At 56.1% G+C, this 14,664-nt stretch carries 12 protein-coding genes; all 12 read left to right on the top strand.

All coding sequences use genetic code 11. The features are described 5' to 3' along the window. Positions 1–20 precede the first annotated feature (20 nt). The 12 genes from VXK30_RS15820 (at position 21) to VXK30_RS15765 (ending at position 14,492) form a co-directional block, all read left to right on the top strand. A complete protein-coding gene (locus VXK30_RS15820) occupies positions 21–1,157 on the top strand; it encodes a toxic anion resistance protein (protein WP_275713238.1) in 1,137 nt (378 codons plus the stop codon). A 351-nt stretch (positions 1,158–1,508) separates the two neighbouring features. Next, entirely contained in the window at positions 1,509–1,973 is a 465-nt protein-coding gene (locus tag VXK30_RS15815) for a LytTR family DNA-binding domain-containing protein (RefSeq protein ID WP_275713240.1), read from the top strand. Next, entirely contained in the window at positions 1,963–2,664 is a 702-nt protein-coding gene (locus VXK30_RS15810; RefSeq protein WP_275713242.1) for a LiaF transmembrane domain-containing protein, read from the top strand. The genes VXK30_RS15815 and VXK30_RS15810 overlap by 11 nt, the downstream gene beginning before the upstream one ends. 110 nt (positions 2,665–2,774) lie before the next feature. Continuing rightward, a complete protein-coding gene (locus VXK30_RS15805) occupies positions 2,775–3,770 on the top strand; it encodes an SPL family radical SAM protein (protein WP_275713243.1) in 996 nt (331 codons plus the stop codon). A 56-nt stretch (positions 3,771–3,826) separates the two neighbouring features. Continuing rightward, positions 3,827–4,519 carry a DUF3298 and DUF4163 domain-containing protein gene (locus VXK30_RS15800; RefSeq protein WP_275713245.1) on the top strand — a complete coding sequence of 231 codons (693 nt, stop codon included), beginning with the start codon at positions 3,827–3,829 and terminating at the stop codon, positions 4,517–4,519. 310 nt (positions 4,520–4,829) lie between these two features. Next, complete coding sequence (locus tag VXK30_RS15795; RefSeq protein ID WP_275713247.1) at positions 4,830–5,849, top strand: ABC transporter substrate-binding protein; 1,020 nt, start codon at positions 4,830–4,832, stop codon at positions 5,847–5,849. Between the two features lie 114 nt (positions 5,850–5,963). Continuing rightward, a complete protein-coding gene (locus VXK30_RS15790; RefSeq protein ID WP_275713249.1) occupies positions 5,964–7,496 on the top strand; it encodes a sugar ABC transporter ATP-binding protein in 1,533 nt (510 codons plus the stop codon). After that, on the top strand, positions 7,471–8,511 hold the full coding sequence (locus VXK30_RS15785; protein ID WP_275713251.1) for an ABC transporter permease: 1,041 nt from the start codon (positions 7,471–7,473) through the stop codon (positions 8,509–8,511). Before VXK30_RS15790 ends, VXK30_RS15785 begins: the two co-directional genes overlap by 26 nt. Further along, positions 8,508–9,512, top strand: a complete 1,005-nt coding sequence (gene yjfF, locus VXK30_RS15780) for a galactofuranose ABC transporter, permease protein YjfF (protein WP_275713253.1) — start codon at positions 8,508–8,510, stop codon at positions 9,510–9,512. The genes VXK30_RS15785 and yjfF overlap by 4 nt, the downstream gene beginning before the upstream one ends. 92 nt (positions 9,513–9,604) lie before the next feature. After that, positions 9,605–11,383 carry a cache domain-containing sensor histidine kinase gene (locus VXK30_RS15775; RefSeq protein ID WP_275713254.1) on the top strand — a complete coding sequence of 593 codons (1,779 nt, stop codon included), beginning with the start codon at positions 9,605–9,607 and terminating at the stop codon, positions 11,381–11,383. Between the two features lie 17 nt (positions 11,384–11,400). After that, positions 11,401–12,618: a response regulator transcription factor gene (locus VXK30_RS15770; RefSeq protein ID WP_275713255.1), complete on the top strand. Its 1,218-nt coding sequence runs from the start codon at positions 11,401–11,403 to the stop codon at positions 12,616–12,618. A gap of 11 nt (positions 12,619–12,629) precedes the next feature. After that, a complete protein-coding gene (locus tag VXK30_RS15765) occupies positions 12,630–14,492 on the top strand; it encodes a substrate-binding domain-containing protein (RefSeq protein ID WP_275713257.1) in 1,863 nt (620 codons plus the stop codon). Positions 14,493–14,664: the final 172 nt, after the last annotated feature.

Raw genomic sequence — 14,664 nt, 5'->3', positions numbered from 1 at the left:
ATTGGTATGGAGGATTTACCATGAATCAGAATGAGATCCCTGTTCCGGAGCTCACCCTTGACCCGGCTTCCGGGCAGCCCGTTTCCGCACAGACGATTCTTGAGCAGGCGGTCCCCGCGCAGGGCGCCGCGCCGGAACCGCAGCTTACTCCTGCCGAACAGAAGATGGTGGCGGATTTCGCCGCGAAGATCGACCTGACGAACAGCAACCAGATTCTTCAGTACGGCGTGGGGGCCCAGAAAAAAATGGCCGACTTTTCCGAAAGCGCGCTGGAAAACGTGCGCACCAAGGATTTGGGCGAAGTCGGTAAGATGCTCTCCGGCGTAGTGGCCGAGCTGAAAAGCTTTGAGGTCGACGAGGACGATAAAGGCTTTTTCGCGCGTTTCAAGCGCGGCGGCAATAAAATCATCGCCCTGAAAGCCCGTTACGCCAAGGCGGAAACCAACGTCGACCAGATCTGCGACGTGCTGGAAGCGCATCAGGTACAGCTTTTAAAGGATATTTCCATTCTGGATAAAATGTATGAGGTCAATAAGACCTATTTCAAGGAGCTTTCCATGTATCTGCTCGCCGGAGATCAGAAGCTAAAGCAGGTGCGCTCAAACGACCTTCCCGCCCTGCAGCAGAAAGCGCAGGCATCCGGCCTGCCGGAGGACGCACAGGCGGCGAACGACCTGTCCAACATGTGCAACCGTTTTGAAAAGAAGCTGCACGATCTGGACCTGACCCGCATGGTATCCATTCAGATGGCGCCCCAGCTGCGCCTGATACAGAACAACGATCTGATTATGAGTGAAAAAATCCAGTCGACCATTGTCAACACCATTCCTCTGTGGAAAAGCCAGATGGTGCTGGCGCTGGGCGTGGAGCACTCCACACAGGCGGCCAAGGCCCAGCGCGAGGTCACGGATATGACGAACACCCTGCTGCGCAAGAATGCCGACGCGCTCAAAATGGCGACGATCGAAACGCAGAAGGAGTCCGAGCGCGGAATTGTGGACATCGAAACGCTGAAGCATACCAACGAGACGCTCATCTCCACGCTGGACGAGGTTATGCAGATCCAGAAGGACGGCCGCGAAAAACGCACGCAGGCGGAACAGGAGCTCAGAAAGCTGGAGACCGACCTGAAAAACAAGCTCCTGCAGCTGCGCTGAGCTTTTTTGAAGCCGATCAAGCCGTTCCTCCTTTTTAGCCCGCTCCGTGAGGGGGCTGGCAGGCGAAGCCTGACTGGGGAGTCTGTATGCCTGCTTCCGACATTCTCAAGGGAACCCGGTTCGCCGGGTTCCCTTTTTGCGTTCGCACAGGGGCCGGGCCGCCGTTTTTCGGTCATCGCGCCAATCGGGCCGGCAACGGGATAAAACGGCAGGAATTTGCGGCGGGCGGGGCGGACGCTCCCTTTTATCCGGATTTTTTTACCTGTTGCGGGCGGAAATGCGACCGGACGGCGTTTTTCCCTTTTCATCCCGCCGCAAACCCGCTATACTGTCTGCAGAGGGGGTGGTCAGGTGAAGATACGCATTGAGGTAGTCAACGATCTGGATGAGGATGAGGTGCTGATCCGCTGCGGCCGCGTGGACGACACCATTCAGAAAATACACCGCTATGTTCTGGAACAGTCCTCCCAGAACACCAAGATCACCTTTTTCAAACAGAATCAGGAATTCTATTTTCCGCTGGACGAGGTCCTGTTCTTTGAAACGGAGGGAGAGCATATTTACGCCCACACCGCAAACGACGCTTACCGGATCAAATACCGTCTGTACGAGCTGGAGGAAATTCTTCCGAAAAACTTTGTGCGGGCGGCGAAATCCACCATCGTCAATATCCTGCAGGTGTACTCCATCACGCGGAACCTTACCGCTTCCAGCCTGGTTCAGTTCATCAACAGCCACAAACAGGTATACGTGTCGCGGTACTATTACAGCGAGCTGCGGCAGCGTTTAAACGAAAGGAGCACTTATGAAAAGTAGAAATTGGTTTTGGGGAATTTTCTTCCTGCTCTCGGCGGTATTTGTCATTGCCAGCCAGACAGGGTCTTTTGTACAGATCGGGTTTGCCAGCGTTCTGGCGACGGTTCTGCTCGCGGCGCTGCTGATCAGCAGCGCGGTTCACCGCAATTACTTCGGCATTTTCGTTCCTCTGGCATTTCTTTATGTGATCTACCAGCAGCCGCTTCACCTCGTCCGGATTTCCCTCTGGCTTTTGATTCTGGCCGCCATTTTTGCCAGCACGGGCTTCAGCTTCCTCTTTCACAGGCACCCGAACAGCCACATGTGCTGGCGCCATGGAGAGTCCATTCAGCCGACGACGGAAAACATCGACGACAACAACCCCTACGCAAAAGTGAATTTCGGCGCATCCAGCAAGTATCTGCACGGCGACCGCCTGAAAAGCGGACAGTTCTACGTCTCGTTCGGCGCGCTGGAGCTGTTCTTCGATCAGGCTCAGCTCAGTCCGGACGGCGCGGAGATTTTCCTTGACTGCAGCTTCGGTGCAATCAAGCTCTATGTTCCCCGCTCCTGGCAGGTCATTGACCATGTAAGCACCAGCCTTGGCGGCGTGGACAACGACATCCGTCTGGCACAGCCCGCGGAAAACGCCCCGCAGCTTACCCTGACGGGCAACGTACAGCTCGGCGGCATAGAGGTCCATTATATCTGAGCCGATTTTTCAAAGCCGCGGCGCGGTTTGCGGGGACGATAAACAGCGTAGCGGTTTTTTTGCCGCATAGACGCCGTCCGGCTGTCAATAATAGACCGGAAGGTGATAAAATGTATCCGGAACGCGTCTATTATGAGCCGGACGCTCTTTCCTATGAACTGGGGGAGCAGCTGCGGCAGAAATTCAATGAAGCGCCGTGGATACCGATCCACAGCCATAACAATATCGAGGAGCTTCGCGGCAATTCCAACCGGGAATTCGGCCGTATGAAGCGGTACCTGATCGTCGGCGTCCGCAAGACGCACAAATATGTGGAAAACCATAAGATTTCCGATTTTCTGGTGCCGTATACCTCCTCCGGCTGCAGCGCGGCGTGCCTTTACTGCTATCTGGTCTGCAACTACAACAAATGCTCGTATTTGAGGCTGTTCGTCAACCGGGAGCAGATGCTCGGCAAGCTGATGAAAACGGCCGCCGCCGCGGACCGCGATCTGACCTTTGAAATCGGCAGCAACAGCGACCTTGTACTGGAAAACACCATTACGGGAAACCTCGTCTGGACGATCGAGCGCTTTGCAAAGAGCGAAAAGGGCTTTCTGACGTTCCCGACCAAGTTCGACATGGTGGACCCCCTGCTGAATCTGGAACACCGGGGCAGGACCATTTTCCGTATGAGCGTCAATCCTCAGGAAATCATCAGCAGGGTGGAATTCGGGACCTCTCCGTTAAAAAACAGGATACAGGCTTTGAATAAGATGTGCGAAGCGGGGTACCGGGTGGGGTTTTTGATTGCCCCGGTCGTTCTTCTGGGCGGCTGGCAGAAGCTCTACGCGCAGCTGATTCAGCAGCTTGTCGACGAACTGTCTCCGAGGGCAAAGAAAGAGCTGACCATTGAGATCATCTTTATGACCTACAGCTATGTTCACCGGGCGATCAACAACGAAGCGTTTCCCAACGCGGCGGAGCTTTACGACGCTTCCCTGATGACGGTGAGAGGGCGCGGAAAGTACTGCTACCGCAACGAGCTGCGCGCGCAGGGGGAAGAACTGCTCCGGCGGGAGATCGCGGAAAAGCTCGGCGGCTGTTCCATTCTCTATGTCGTGTAATTAAATTCTGAGTCCTTACCGCTTTTTCCGGCATATGATGGGGCGGAGGGATGAAAATGTACGAACCGAATTTCAGCGCGGAACTGACCGCCCAGAAGGTCGAGCGGGAATTCCAGTATGAGAATACCGTGATGATCACCATGACCGCCGAATTCCCGGAGGTAAGGCTCGGGGGAAACCGGGCGGCCGAAAGCCGGATCAACGGCATGATCCGGATGCAGACGGAAAATTTCTACCGCTATGTTGCGGGAACCCTGTACCGGCAGGCCGTTCAGGAATACCGCGATTCCCAGACAAACGGATTCCCGTTCCGGCCGTATGACGCCGTTTTGAGATATGAAACGGCCTACAACGAAAACTGTTTTCTGAGCCTTTACCGCGACCAGTACGAATATACGGGCGGGGCGCACGGCAACACCGTCCGTCGTTCCGACACGTGGAGCCTGCAAAACGGCAGGCGTTATCCGCTCGCGCGGTTCTTCGGGCCGCACAGCAATTACCGGTACCGGCTTCTGCAGAATATTTTAAAGCAGGCCGACCGGAATATGGCGGAAAATCCGGGGATCTATTTTGATGATTACCGCAAGCTGATCGCCCAGTACTTCAATGAGGAGCAGTATTACCTGACCCCGCAGGGCGTCGCGATCTATTATCAGCAGTATGAAATCGCGCCGTATTCCACGGGGATCGTCGTTTTTACCGTTCCGTATGACGTTTTGGGCTGGAAGCCGTCCTGTGCGCTCCGCTGAAAAAAATTCAATAAAAACACACGAAAAAGCTGCAGTCCGCGGCTTTTTTCTTTTTTCAATGTTTTCTCCCCACCCCCAACCCCTCCCATTCTTATACAAAGCTCCTCCGACTGTGGGGTGACTATTCGACAAAACGATACAAACAATCGCAAAATCGGACAGGCTGCGGCGTCCGGCGGAAAAATGCTTTCCGGAGGATGCTAAAAAATGATACAAACAGGTTTTGTTATTGTAAAGACTTAAAAGGGAGGATGCACTACAATGGAAACGAAATAAGGGGGGCGATCCCCCGGAAGCGGAGGAGAAAAATTTGAAAAGAATACTTGCTGCAATTTTAACCGTATGCATCGCGGGCCTTGCGTTGGGCGGATGCGCCGGCGCGCCTGCGGCGAACACCGCGTCGGCGGGCACACAGTCCGGCGCGGAAGTCGTTTCCAAGGCGGAGGGCAACAAAAAGCTGACGGTCGGCTTCGCGCAGATCGGGCAGGAATCCGGCTGGCGCGACGCGGAAACGGCGTCCATTCAGTTCTATGCCGGACAGCATGTGGACACCATCGATTTCAAGTTTGCGGACGCACAGCAGAAGCAGGAAAATCAGATTAAGGCGATAAAATCCTTTATTGAGATGGGCGTTGACGTCATCGGCCTCGCCCCGGTTGTGGAAACGGGCTGGGACGCCGTGTTTACAGAGGCGAAGGACGCCGGGATCCCGATCGTTCTGCTCGACCGCAGGGCAAAGGTTTCCGATGACCTGTACGCCACGTTTATCGGCTCCGATTTCATCACGGAAGGGCAGAACGCCGCCGACGAGCTGGCAAAGCTGCTGAACAACAAGGGAAACGTTGTTGAACTGGAAGGAACCGTGGGCGCTTCCGCGGCGAATGACAGAAAGAAAGGCTTTGACGATCAGCTGGCTGCGAAATATCCGGACATGAAGGTTCTGGCTTCTCAGACGGGCGATTTCACAAGGGCCAAGGGCAAGGAAGTCATGGAATCCTTCCTGAAAACCTACGGCAACCAGATCAATGCGGTTTACGCGCATAACGACGACATGATGCTCGGCGCGATCGAGGCTATGAAAGAAGCGGGAATGAAGCCCGGCAAGGACATCAAGACCGTTTCCTGCGACGGCGTCAAGGGGATTTTCCAGGCCATGGTCGACGGGGAAGCAAATGTCACCGTAGAGTGCAACCCGCTGCTCGGACCCCAGTTCTTTGAGACCTGCCAGAAGCTGAAGAACGGCGAAACGGTTGAAAAGTGGATCAAATCCGAAGAAAGCGTTTTCCGCGCCGATACCGCCGCCAAAGACCTTCCCACCCGCGTTTATTAACCTTTTTTATACAATTCTCCGACTCTCTTTAAAATCCGCTCCGTCTTTGTTCGGCGGAGCGGATTTTGCTTCATGGCACACGGGAAAACAATATCACAAAGGAGGAGTCCGCTCATGAGCAGCGAAAATATGCTGATTCGGATGGAACATATTTCCAAGAGCTTTCCGGGGGTGGCGGCGCTGGACGATGTTCCCCTCGAGCTGAAAAGCGGAGAAATCCATGCCCTTCTGGGAGAAAACGGCGCGGGGAAGTCGACTTTGATCAAGGTTCTGACGGGCGTGGAGGAACGGGACGGCGGGTCCGTTTTGCTGGAAGGCGTCCCCATTTTTCCCCAGAGCCCGCAGGACGCGCAGAAGCTGGGCATCAGCACGGTCTATCAGGAAGTCAACCTCTGCCCCAACCTCTCGGTGGCGGAAAATATATACATCGGAAGGGAACCGAAAAAAAGAGGAAGCATCGACTGGAAAAAAATCAATCAGGACTCGGGCGACCTGCTGAAACGGTTCAATCTTACGATCGACGTGACGAAAAATCTGGATTTTTATTCGGTTGCGGTGCAGCAGATGGTGGCCATTGCGCGCGCGGTCGACATCTCCGCGAAGGTGCTCATCCTCGACGAGCCGACTTCCAGCCTGAGCAGCGTGGAGGTGGAAAAGCTTTTTGAAGTGATGAACATGCTGAAGGCGCAGGGAATGGGAATCCTTTTCGTCACGCATTTTCTGGATCAGGTGTACGCGGTTGCGGATACCATCACCGTGCTGCGCAACGGGCGTTACGTCGGCACCTACGCGGCCGCCGAGCTGCACAAAACGCAGCTTGTCGGCAAAATGCTGGGCAAAGAGTACGCCGAGCTGGACCTTTCCTCCGAAAAGGAGGAGCTGACCGGCGGGGAGCTCAGCCTGCTGGAGATGAAGCGGGCCTGCGGGCCGGGAACCGTCAGCGGCGTCGACCTGAAAATTTATAAGGGAGAAGTGCTCGGCATTTCCGGGCTGCTCGGTTCGGGGCGCTCGGAGATTGTCCGCCTGATTTTTGGGATTGATCCTCTGGAGCAGGGGGAGATCAGCCTGAACGGCCGGAAGCTGGCGGGGAAAGGGCCCCTTCCGGCGATTCGCCGCGGCGTTGCGTTCTGCCCCGAAAACCGGAAAACAGAAGGAATTATCGGGGACCTGAGCATCCGGGAAAACATCATTCTCGCCCTGCAGGCGAAAAAGGGCATGCTCAGGGCGATTTCCCGCGCGCAGGCCGAGCGCGTTGCCGACAAATACATCAAACTGCTGGACATCAAGACCCCGTCCCAGGAGCAGCGGGCGAAAAACCTGAGCGGCGGAAACCAGCAGAAGGTCATTCTGGCAAGATGGCTTGCCACGGACCCCCAGCTGCTGATGCTTGACGAACCCACCCGGGGCATCGACGTGGGGACCAAGGCGGAAATTCAGAAAATGATCGTCGGGCTGGCCGAGCAGGGGATGACGGTGGTCTTTATTTCATCCGAAATCGACGAAATGCTCCGCTGCTGCAGCCGCATGATCGTCCTGCGCGACAAAAAGAAGGTCGGCGAGCTCAGCGGGAAGGACATTGCCGAAAGCGCGGTCATGAGCTTAATTGCGGGAGGGGTTAAAAATGGAGAAGATCAAGAAGCTGTCTAAATACCAGGGGTTCTGGCCGGTCGTTGTGCTGCTCGCCATTCTGCTGATCAACGGGATTGTTTCCGGCGGAGCCTTTTTCGAGATCAAAATCGTGGATGCGCACCTGTACGGAAGGCTGATCGATATCCTGCGCAACGGCAGCAAGCTGATGCTCCTGGCGACCGGCATGACGTTCGTCCTCGCGACGGGCGGGACGGATATTTCCGTCGGCTCCGTCATGGCGATCAGCGGTGCCGTCGCGTGCAGCGTCGTGGACGGCAGGGTCCTGCCGGGCGCGGGGCAGAGTGTCCAGACGGCTATTTTGCTGGCGCTTCTGGGCGGCATGCTCTGCGGCGCGTGGAACGGCTTTCTGGTGTCCAAAGTCAAAATCCAGCCCATCGTCGCGACAATGATCCTGATGGTGGCGGGCAGAGGCATTGCCCAGCTGATTACCGACGGAAAAATCGTCACCGTCAATTCGGACGCGTATTACTTCATCAACGGCGGCTATATTCTGGGCTTTCCGTTTCCGCTTTTCATCGTGCTTTTCGTGGTGGCGCTGGCGCTGCTTTTCACCAAAAGGACGGCGTTCGGGCTTTTCCTGGAATCCACGGGGTGCAACCCGGTCGCCAGCCACTTCGCGGGCATTAACGTCAACAGCGTGAAATGGATGGTCTACACCTTCTGCGGCGTCACGGCGGCGGTTGCCGGGCTGATCGAGAGCGCGGGTATCAAGGGTGCCGACTGCAACAACGCCGGGCTCTTTATGGAGCTGGACGCCATCCTCGCGGTGGCGATCGGCGGGACCTCGCTCAGCGGCGGGCGGTTCTCCGTTCCGGCCAGCCTTGCCGGCGCGCTGATTATCCAGAGCATCACGACCTCCGTCTACGCCATGGGGGTGGCGCCGGAAATCACCGCCGTGGTGAAAGCGATCATCGTCATCTGCATCTGCCTCTTCCAGTCGGCGGAATTCAAGGACAAAATGAGAAAGAGATTCTCCGGTCACAAACAGGAAAGGACGGCGAAACCGGCATGAGCGAATCGGTAAAAACAACGAAAAGATTCCGGATACGGAATATGTCGCTGCTGGTCACTGCCCTGCTGTTTATCGGACTTTTTACGGCGGGCTCGGTCGCCTATGACAGATTCCTTTCGCTGTCCACGTTCTGCAACCTGCTGAACGACGGCTCCTATATGATGATCGCCTCCATCGGCATCACGTTTGTCCTGCTGACGGGCGGCATCGACATCTCCATCTCGTCCACCATTGCGTTTACCTGCGTGTTCTCGGCGTTCCTGCTCAGAAGCGGGGTGCCGGCGGGCGCGGTGATTCCGCTGGTGCTGCTGATCGGCCTTCTGTTCGGCGCGCTGATGGGCTTTATGATCCACTCCTATCGGCTCCAGCCGTTCATCGTCACGCTGGCGGGGCAGTTCTTCATGCGCGGCCTGTGCGCCGTCATCAGCACGGAGTCCATTCCGATTACGGATGATTTCTATAAAAAAATGGCGCTGAACAAAATTGCCTTTGCGGGCGCGAAAATCTATTATTACGTCCTGATCGCCGCCGCGGTCCTGCTCGGGGCGATGTTCGTGCTGAAATTCACCCGGTTCGGCAGGACCGTTTACGCGGTTGGCGGCAACGAGCTGTCCGCCTCGCTGATGGGCCTGCCCGTGGGGAGAACCAAGGTGGCGGTTTACGCGATCAGCGGCTTCTGCGCGGCGCTGGCGGGCGTGGTGTTCAGCTTTTATACGCTGGCGGGCTATTCGCTTCAGAACGTGGGGCTTGAGATGGACGCGATTTCCTCCGCGGTCATCGGCGGCACACTGCTGACCGGCGGCGTCGGCACCGTGATCGGCACCACCGTGGGCGTGATGATTCAGGGCGTTATCCAGACCATTGTGACGTACCAGAACCTGAACACCTGGTGGACGAAGGTGTTCAGCGCTGCGCTGCTCTGCCTGTTCATCGTCATTCAGCGTATTCTGGCGGGCAGGTCGGAAAAAATCAAGGACGGAAAACTGGAAAAATCCGCATGAATATGGCAAAATAATTTGATATTTTTTCCTGAATATTATATAATATACACAATTCTCAATCTAAGAAATCAGCAGCCGATGAGGTGAGCGTCTTGCGAAAGATATTGGACAAATTTTTGAACATCCGGTTCCGGAACAAAATGGTACTGTCCTATCTTTTTATGGCGCTCATTCCATTTGCTGTTTTTTCCATTGTCAGCGGACTTGTGTTTGTCAACCAGGCGCAGCAGACCGCAATGGACCACACCGCCCAGACGATCAATCAGGTGTGCGACTCCATCGACGTATATATCGGGACGATTGAAAAAACCGCGAATTATATTTCCGTTGAGCTGAAAAACAACGAGTTCTGGAACCTTCAGTCGGAGGAAGACCCGAAGTGGAAAACGCAGACCGGCCAGATCAGGGAGCTTCTGCAGAATATCGCCTCCTCCCACGACGAGATTGCCGGAATCCTGATCGCCACCAGAAACGACCTCTATGTCAGTACCGGCATGTCCCGGATTTCCCGCGACTCGTTTCACAACGAGTCCTGGTACCGTCAGGCGGAGCAGTCCCCGGAGGAGATCCGCCTCATCAGCGACGCGACGGGCAGGAACATCGTCACCAATCAGGACTACAGCGTGGACGACGTTTTTTCGCTTACCAAGGCGGTCAGGGACCCCAAAACCGGGGAAGTGCTGGGCGTGATCCTGTTCGATATCCGTCACGACATCATCAAAAAGTCCATCAACAGCGTCACCATCGGCGAAAAGGGCTTTGTGTTTGTCACGGATGCGGACAACAGCATTGTCTATGCTCCGGTCAACGACGTGGTGTACCGCGTCAGCCCGCTCTGGCTCGGCGGCAGCGGAAACGCGTTTGTCACCGCGAATATCCGGGGCGGGAACTACCAGATCCATTCCGAGAAATCGGAATACACCGGCTGGCGCACGGTGGGGGTGTTTTCCAACGACGAGGTCATGGCGGGCGTCAACACCATCATTTATATCCTGTTCGGATGCATCCTGTTTACGGTGCTGTTTGTGCTGTTTTCTTCCTTTGAGCTGGCCGAAACCATTACAAAACCCATTTTCAAGCTACAGACCCTGATGAAGCAGGCGGAGGGCGGCGACCTTTCGGTGCGCTTCAACAGCAAATACAACGATGAGATCGGCGAGCTGGGACTGAGCTTCAACCATATGATCGACCAGATCGGGAACCTGATCCGCATGGTGTACGTGGAGCAGCAGAACAAGCGGTTTGCCGAGCTGAAATCCCTGCAGGAGCAGATCAAGCCGCATTTTCTGTACAATACGCTGGACACCATCAGCTGGATGGCGAGGGACTACGGGGCAAGCGACATCGTCCGGCTGGTCGACGCGCTGACCAGCATGTTCCGTATCGGGCTGAGCCACGGCAAGGATATGATCACCATCCGGGAGGAAATCACCCATGTGTCCAATTATCTGTATATTCAGAAAATCCGCTACAAGGATAAGCTGAATTACCGGATCGAGGTGAATGAAAAGCTCGCCGGCTGCAAGGTCCCCAAGCTGATTCTGCAGCCTCTGGTCGAAAACGCCATCTATCACGGCGTCAAGGAAAAGCGCGGGGGCGGCACCATTGCGGTGACCGCGCACAGGAAGGGGAATCTGGTGGTTTTCAGGGTGCACGACGACGGCGCGGGGATTCCCGCCGACCGGCTGGAGCTGCTGAACCATCAGCTGAACAACCACACGGAGCTGGACCAGAAACAGAGCTTCGGCCTCTTTTACATTCAGGAAAGGATCCAGCTGTGCTACGGAAAGGAGTACGGAATCTCCATAGAGAGCCGGGAGGGCGAGGAGACCACGGTGACGGTGATCCTTCCGGCGGATGACGGCGGCTGAGCGAAAGGAGAGGAGATATGTATAAGGTGCTGATCGCGGACGATGAAGAGATCATCCGCAGAGGGATCGCCGGCCTTTTGAAGCAGGACCGGGAAATGCAGGTAGTGGCGCAGGCGGAGGACGGGGAAACCGCGCTGGAGCTTGCGGGAAAATTTGCGCCCGACCTGCTGTTCGTCGATATCAACATGCCGTTTCTGAACGGCATCCAGTTTATTGAAAAGCTGAAGGGCGTTTTAGAGGACGCGCTCGTCGTCGTCATCACCGGGTACGACGATTTTCAGTATGTCCAGAGCGCGCTGCGGCTGGGCGTTTACGATTATCTGCTGAAGCCGATCATGGAGGATGTGTTTTATCGGTCGCTGGACCGCGCCAAGGAAGAACTGAAAAGGAGCCGGGAGCAGACGAAGTACCTGGAATGGGCGAAAGTGCTCCTTGAAAAAAACAAGGCGAAGCTGACGGAGAATTTTTTAAATGACTGGCTCGGCGGCCATTTCTGTGAAGAGGAAATCGACGAGCGGGTCAGCTTTCTGAAATTGAAGTTCCCGGAAGCGTTCGGCGTCGTCGTCGCCGGGCTGGACTATAAAAACAATATGGAAATCGGCGGGGACTGGAACGACGACCTGCTTTATTACGCGGCGGAAAATATTGCGCGGGAGCTTTTCCAGCCGTTTTGCCCGGCCGCCCTTTTCCGCAATCCGGCGGGGAACCTGGTGATGATTTCCTCCAGTCAGCCGCAGGACGCCTGGCAGGACACGGTGAAGCAGCTTCGCAGCCTGCTGGAGCAGCATCTGCCCGTGCGGGCGACGCTGGCGCAGGCGGAGGGAACCGGACGGCGGGAAATTCCCGCGGAATATGAACGTGCCCTCGGCCGCTTTTACGAACTGATGGAGGTCCCCCAGCTGATCAAGGACGTTCAGAATTACATTGACGAAAATTATAAGAACGAGGAATTTTCGCTTCAGGACGCGGCCTGCGCGTTCCATGTGTCCCCCCAGCATCTGAGCCGCGTTTTCCGCCATTCCATGGGGATCACCTTTGTGGATTACGTGACCCGCGCCCGTATCCGCAAGGCGATCGAGCTGCTTTCCAACGAGGAAATGAAGATTTATGAAATCGCCGAGCTGACGGGGTATTCCAGCCAGCACTATTTCAGCAGCGCCTTTAAAAAGGTGCTCGGCGTTTCCCCGGCGGAGTACCGGAAGAACGGGCAGAGTAAAATATCTGTGGCAATGTGAGGGTAAGGGAAATGAGAAAACGGATGCGAGGCTTTCTTGCGGCGCTGCTCTGCGCCGCGGTTCTGCTTTCCCTGTTCCCCGGCTGCAGCAGGCGGGAGCCGGAGAAGGTGGAGTACCTGATCGGGGTTTCCCAGGCGAACATGAGGGAATCGTGGAGGCTGGCGCTCATCAGGGAGCTGAAGGAGGAAGCCGGGAAGCATCCCGGAGTCCGGCTGATTTTTACGGACGCCACGCAGAACAGCGACAAGCAGATCGCGGATATCCGGCGGCTGCTCGCGTGCGGGGTCGATCTGCTGATCGTATCGCCCTGCGACGTGAAAAAGATCACCCCTGTGGTCAGCGGCGTGTACAAATCGATCCCGGTCATCGTGATGGACCGTGTGGTGGAGGGCTACGATTATTCCCTGTTTATCGGGCCGGACAACCGCAGCATCGGCAAACAGGCGGGGGAGTCCGTGCTGCGTATGCTGGACGGGATTCCGGGCGGCGTGCTGGAAATCTGCGGAAGCACGGGCTCCCAGACGAGCGCGGAGCGCAGCGAGGGCTTCCAGAGCTTTCTGAAACCGTACCGCCAGCTCGGCATCCGCAAAATTTCCATTGAGAACGAATCGCGCGACAGCACGGAGGACTATCTGCTGGCAAACAGGGAGAAGCTGAACGGGGTGCGGGTCATTTTCGCGCACAACGATTACATGGCCTTAGGCGCCTGCCGCGCCATCGAAAAGCTGGGGCTGAAAAATATCCGGATTATCGGGGTGGACGGCTTCACCGGGGAAAACGACGGGATCGGGCTGGTCAAAAAGGGCATGATCGACGAGACCATCACCTGCCCGACCGGCGGACGGGAAGCGATCCGGTTTTCCCTGGATATCCTTCAGAATGTGGCCGGCGTGCCGAAGCAGGAAATCCTGCACAGCCATAAAGTGACGAAAGAAAACGTGGACGCGTTTGAGGAAAACCTGAACAAGCCGCAGATTCCTCCTCCGCAGACCATCCGCGTGGGCTACGCGCAGGTGGGGACGGAAAGCGCGTGGCGCCTTGCCAATACGGAATCCATCCAGTCCGCGGCAAAGGAATTCGGAATCCAGCTCTTTTATGAGAACGCCGACCAGTCGCAGCAGCGGCAGATAGAGGCGCTCCGGAAATTTATCGCCATGAAGGTGGACGTGATCGTCCTTTCCCCGGTGATCGACAGCGGCTGGGACGAGGTGCTGCGGGAAGCGAAGGAGGCCGGCATCCCGGTGATTTTGTCCGACCGCGAAATCACGGTGAAGGACGACGGCATGTTCCTGACCTTTATCGGGGCCGATTTCGTGGAGGAGGGCCGCCGCGCCATGCGCTGGATCGCGCAGAACGTTCCCTCCGGCGGGAAAAAGGGCGGAGTCCGCATTATGGAGCTTCAGGGGACGGTGGGCGCGTCGCCCGCCGTGGAGCGGACCGTTGGCTTTGAGGAGATTTTAAAGGAATATTCCGGGTATCAGATCGTTTATTCGCGCAGCGGGGACTTTACCTACGACGGCGGAAAGCGGATTGTGGAGGAATACCTGAAAAACCGTAAATGGGATATCGACGTGGTTTACGCCCACAATGACGATATGGCGCTCGGCGCGGCGGAGGCGCTGGAGAAAAACGGGATCGCTCCCGGAAAGGACGTAAAGATCATTTCCATCGACGGTACAAAGAACGCGCTGCACGCCATTCTGAAAGGGAAAATGAACTGCGTGGTGGAGTGCAACCCCCTGCTCGGCCCGCAGCTGATGAAAGCGATTACCGACCTGATGTCCGGCAAGGAGCTTCCCCTGCGGATCATTACCGACGAAAAGGTCTTTACCAAAGAAAATACGGAGGAAACCATTCAGAGCAGGAAGTACTGAAACCGGTCTTTCCGGGAATATACTATAAGCAGCGGTTCCGTTGTCGGCGGGGCTGCTGTTTTTACCATTTAAAGGATGTTAGGGGGAAATACTTGACAAATATGCGGGGGGAGCATACAATCAATTGTATTAACTGATTAGTACAGTTTGGAGAATCATTGAAATCGAGGGC

The organism is Caproiciproducens sp. CPB-2 (assembly GCF_036287215.1).
In the GTDB taxonomy this organism is placed as follows: domain Bacteria; phylum Bacillota; class Clostridia; order Oscillospirales; family Acutalibacteraceae; genus Caproiciproducens.
This window is presented reverse-complemented; position numbering and strand designations above follow the sequence as displayed.

Coding starts and splice junctions, on each gene's coding strand:
- VXK30_RS15770 (WP_275713255.1), top strand. CDS start 11,401: ATGTATAAGGTGCTGATCGCGGACGATGAAGAGATCATCCGCAGAGGG.
- VXK30_RS15805 (WP_275713243.1), top strand. CDS start 2,775: ATGTATCCGGAACGCGTCTATTATGAGCCGGACGCTCTTTCCTATGAA.
- yjfF (WP_275713253.1), top strand. CDS start 8,508: ATGAGCGAATCGGTAAAAACAACGAAAAGATTCCGGATACGGAATATG.
- VXK30_RS15785 (WP_275713251.1), top strand. CDS start 7,471: ATGGAGAAGATCAAGAAGCTGTCTAAATACCAGGGGTTCTGGCCGGTC.
- VXK30_RS15790 (WP_275713249.1), top strand. CDS start 5,964: ATGAGCAGCGAAAATATGCTGATTCGGATGGAACATATTTCCAAGAGC.
- VXK30_RS15820 (WP_275713238.1), top strand. CDS start 21: ATGAATCAGAATGAGATCCCTGTTCCGGAGCTCACCCTTGACCCGGCT.
- VXK30_RS15810 (WP_275713242.1), top strand. CDS start 1,963: ATGAAAAGTAGAAATTGGTTTTGGGGAATTTTCTTCCTGCTCTCGGCG.
- VXK30_RS15800 (WP_275713245.1), top strand. CDS start 3,827: ATGTACGAACCGAATTTCAGCGCGGAACTGACCGCCCAGAAGGTCGAG.
- VXK30_RS15765 (WP_275713257.1), top strand. CDS start 12,630: ATGAGAAAACGGATGCGAGGCTTTCTTGCGGCGCTGCTCTGCGCCGCG.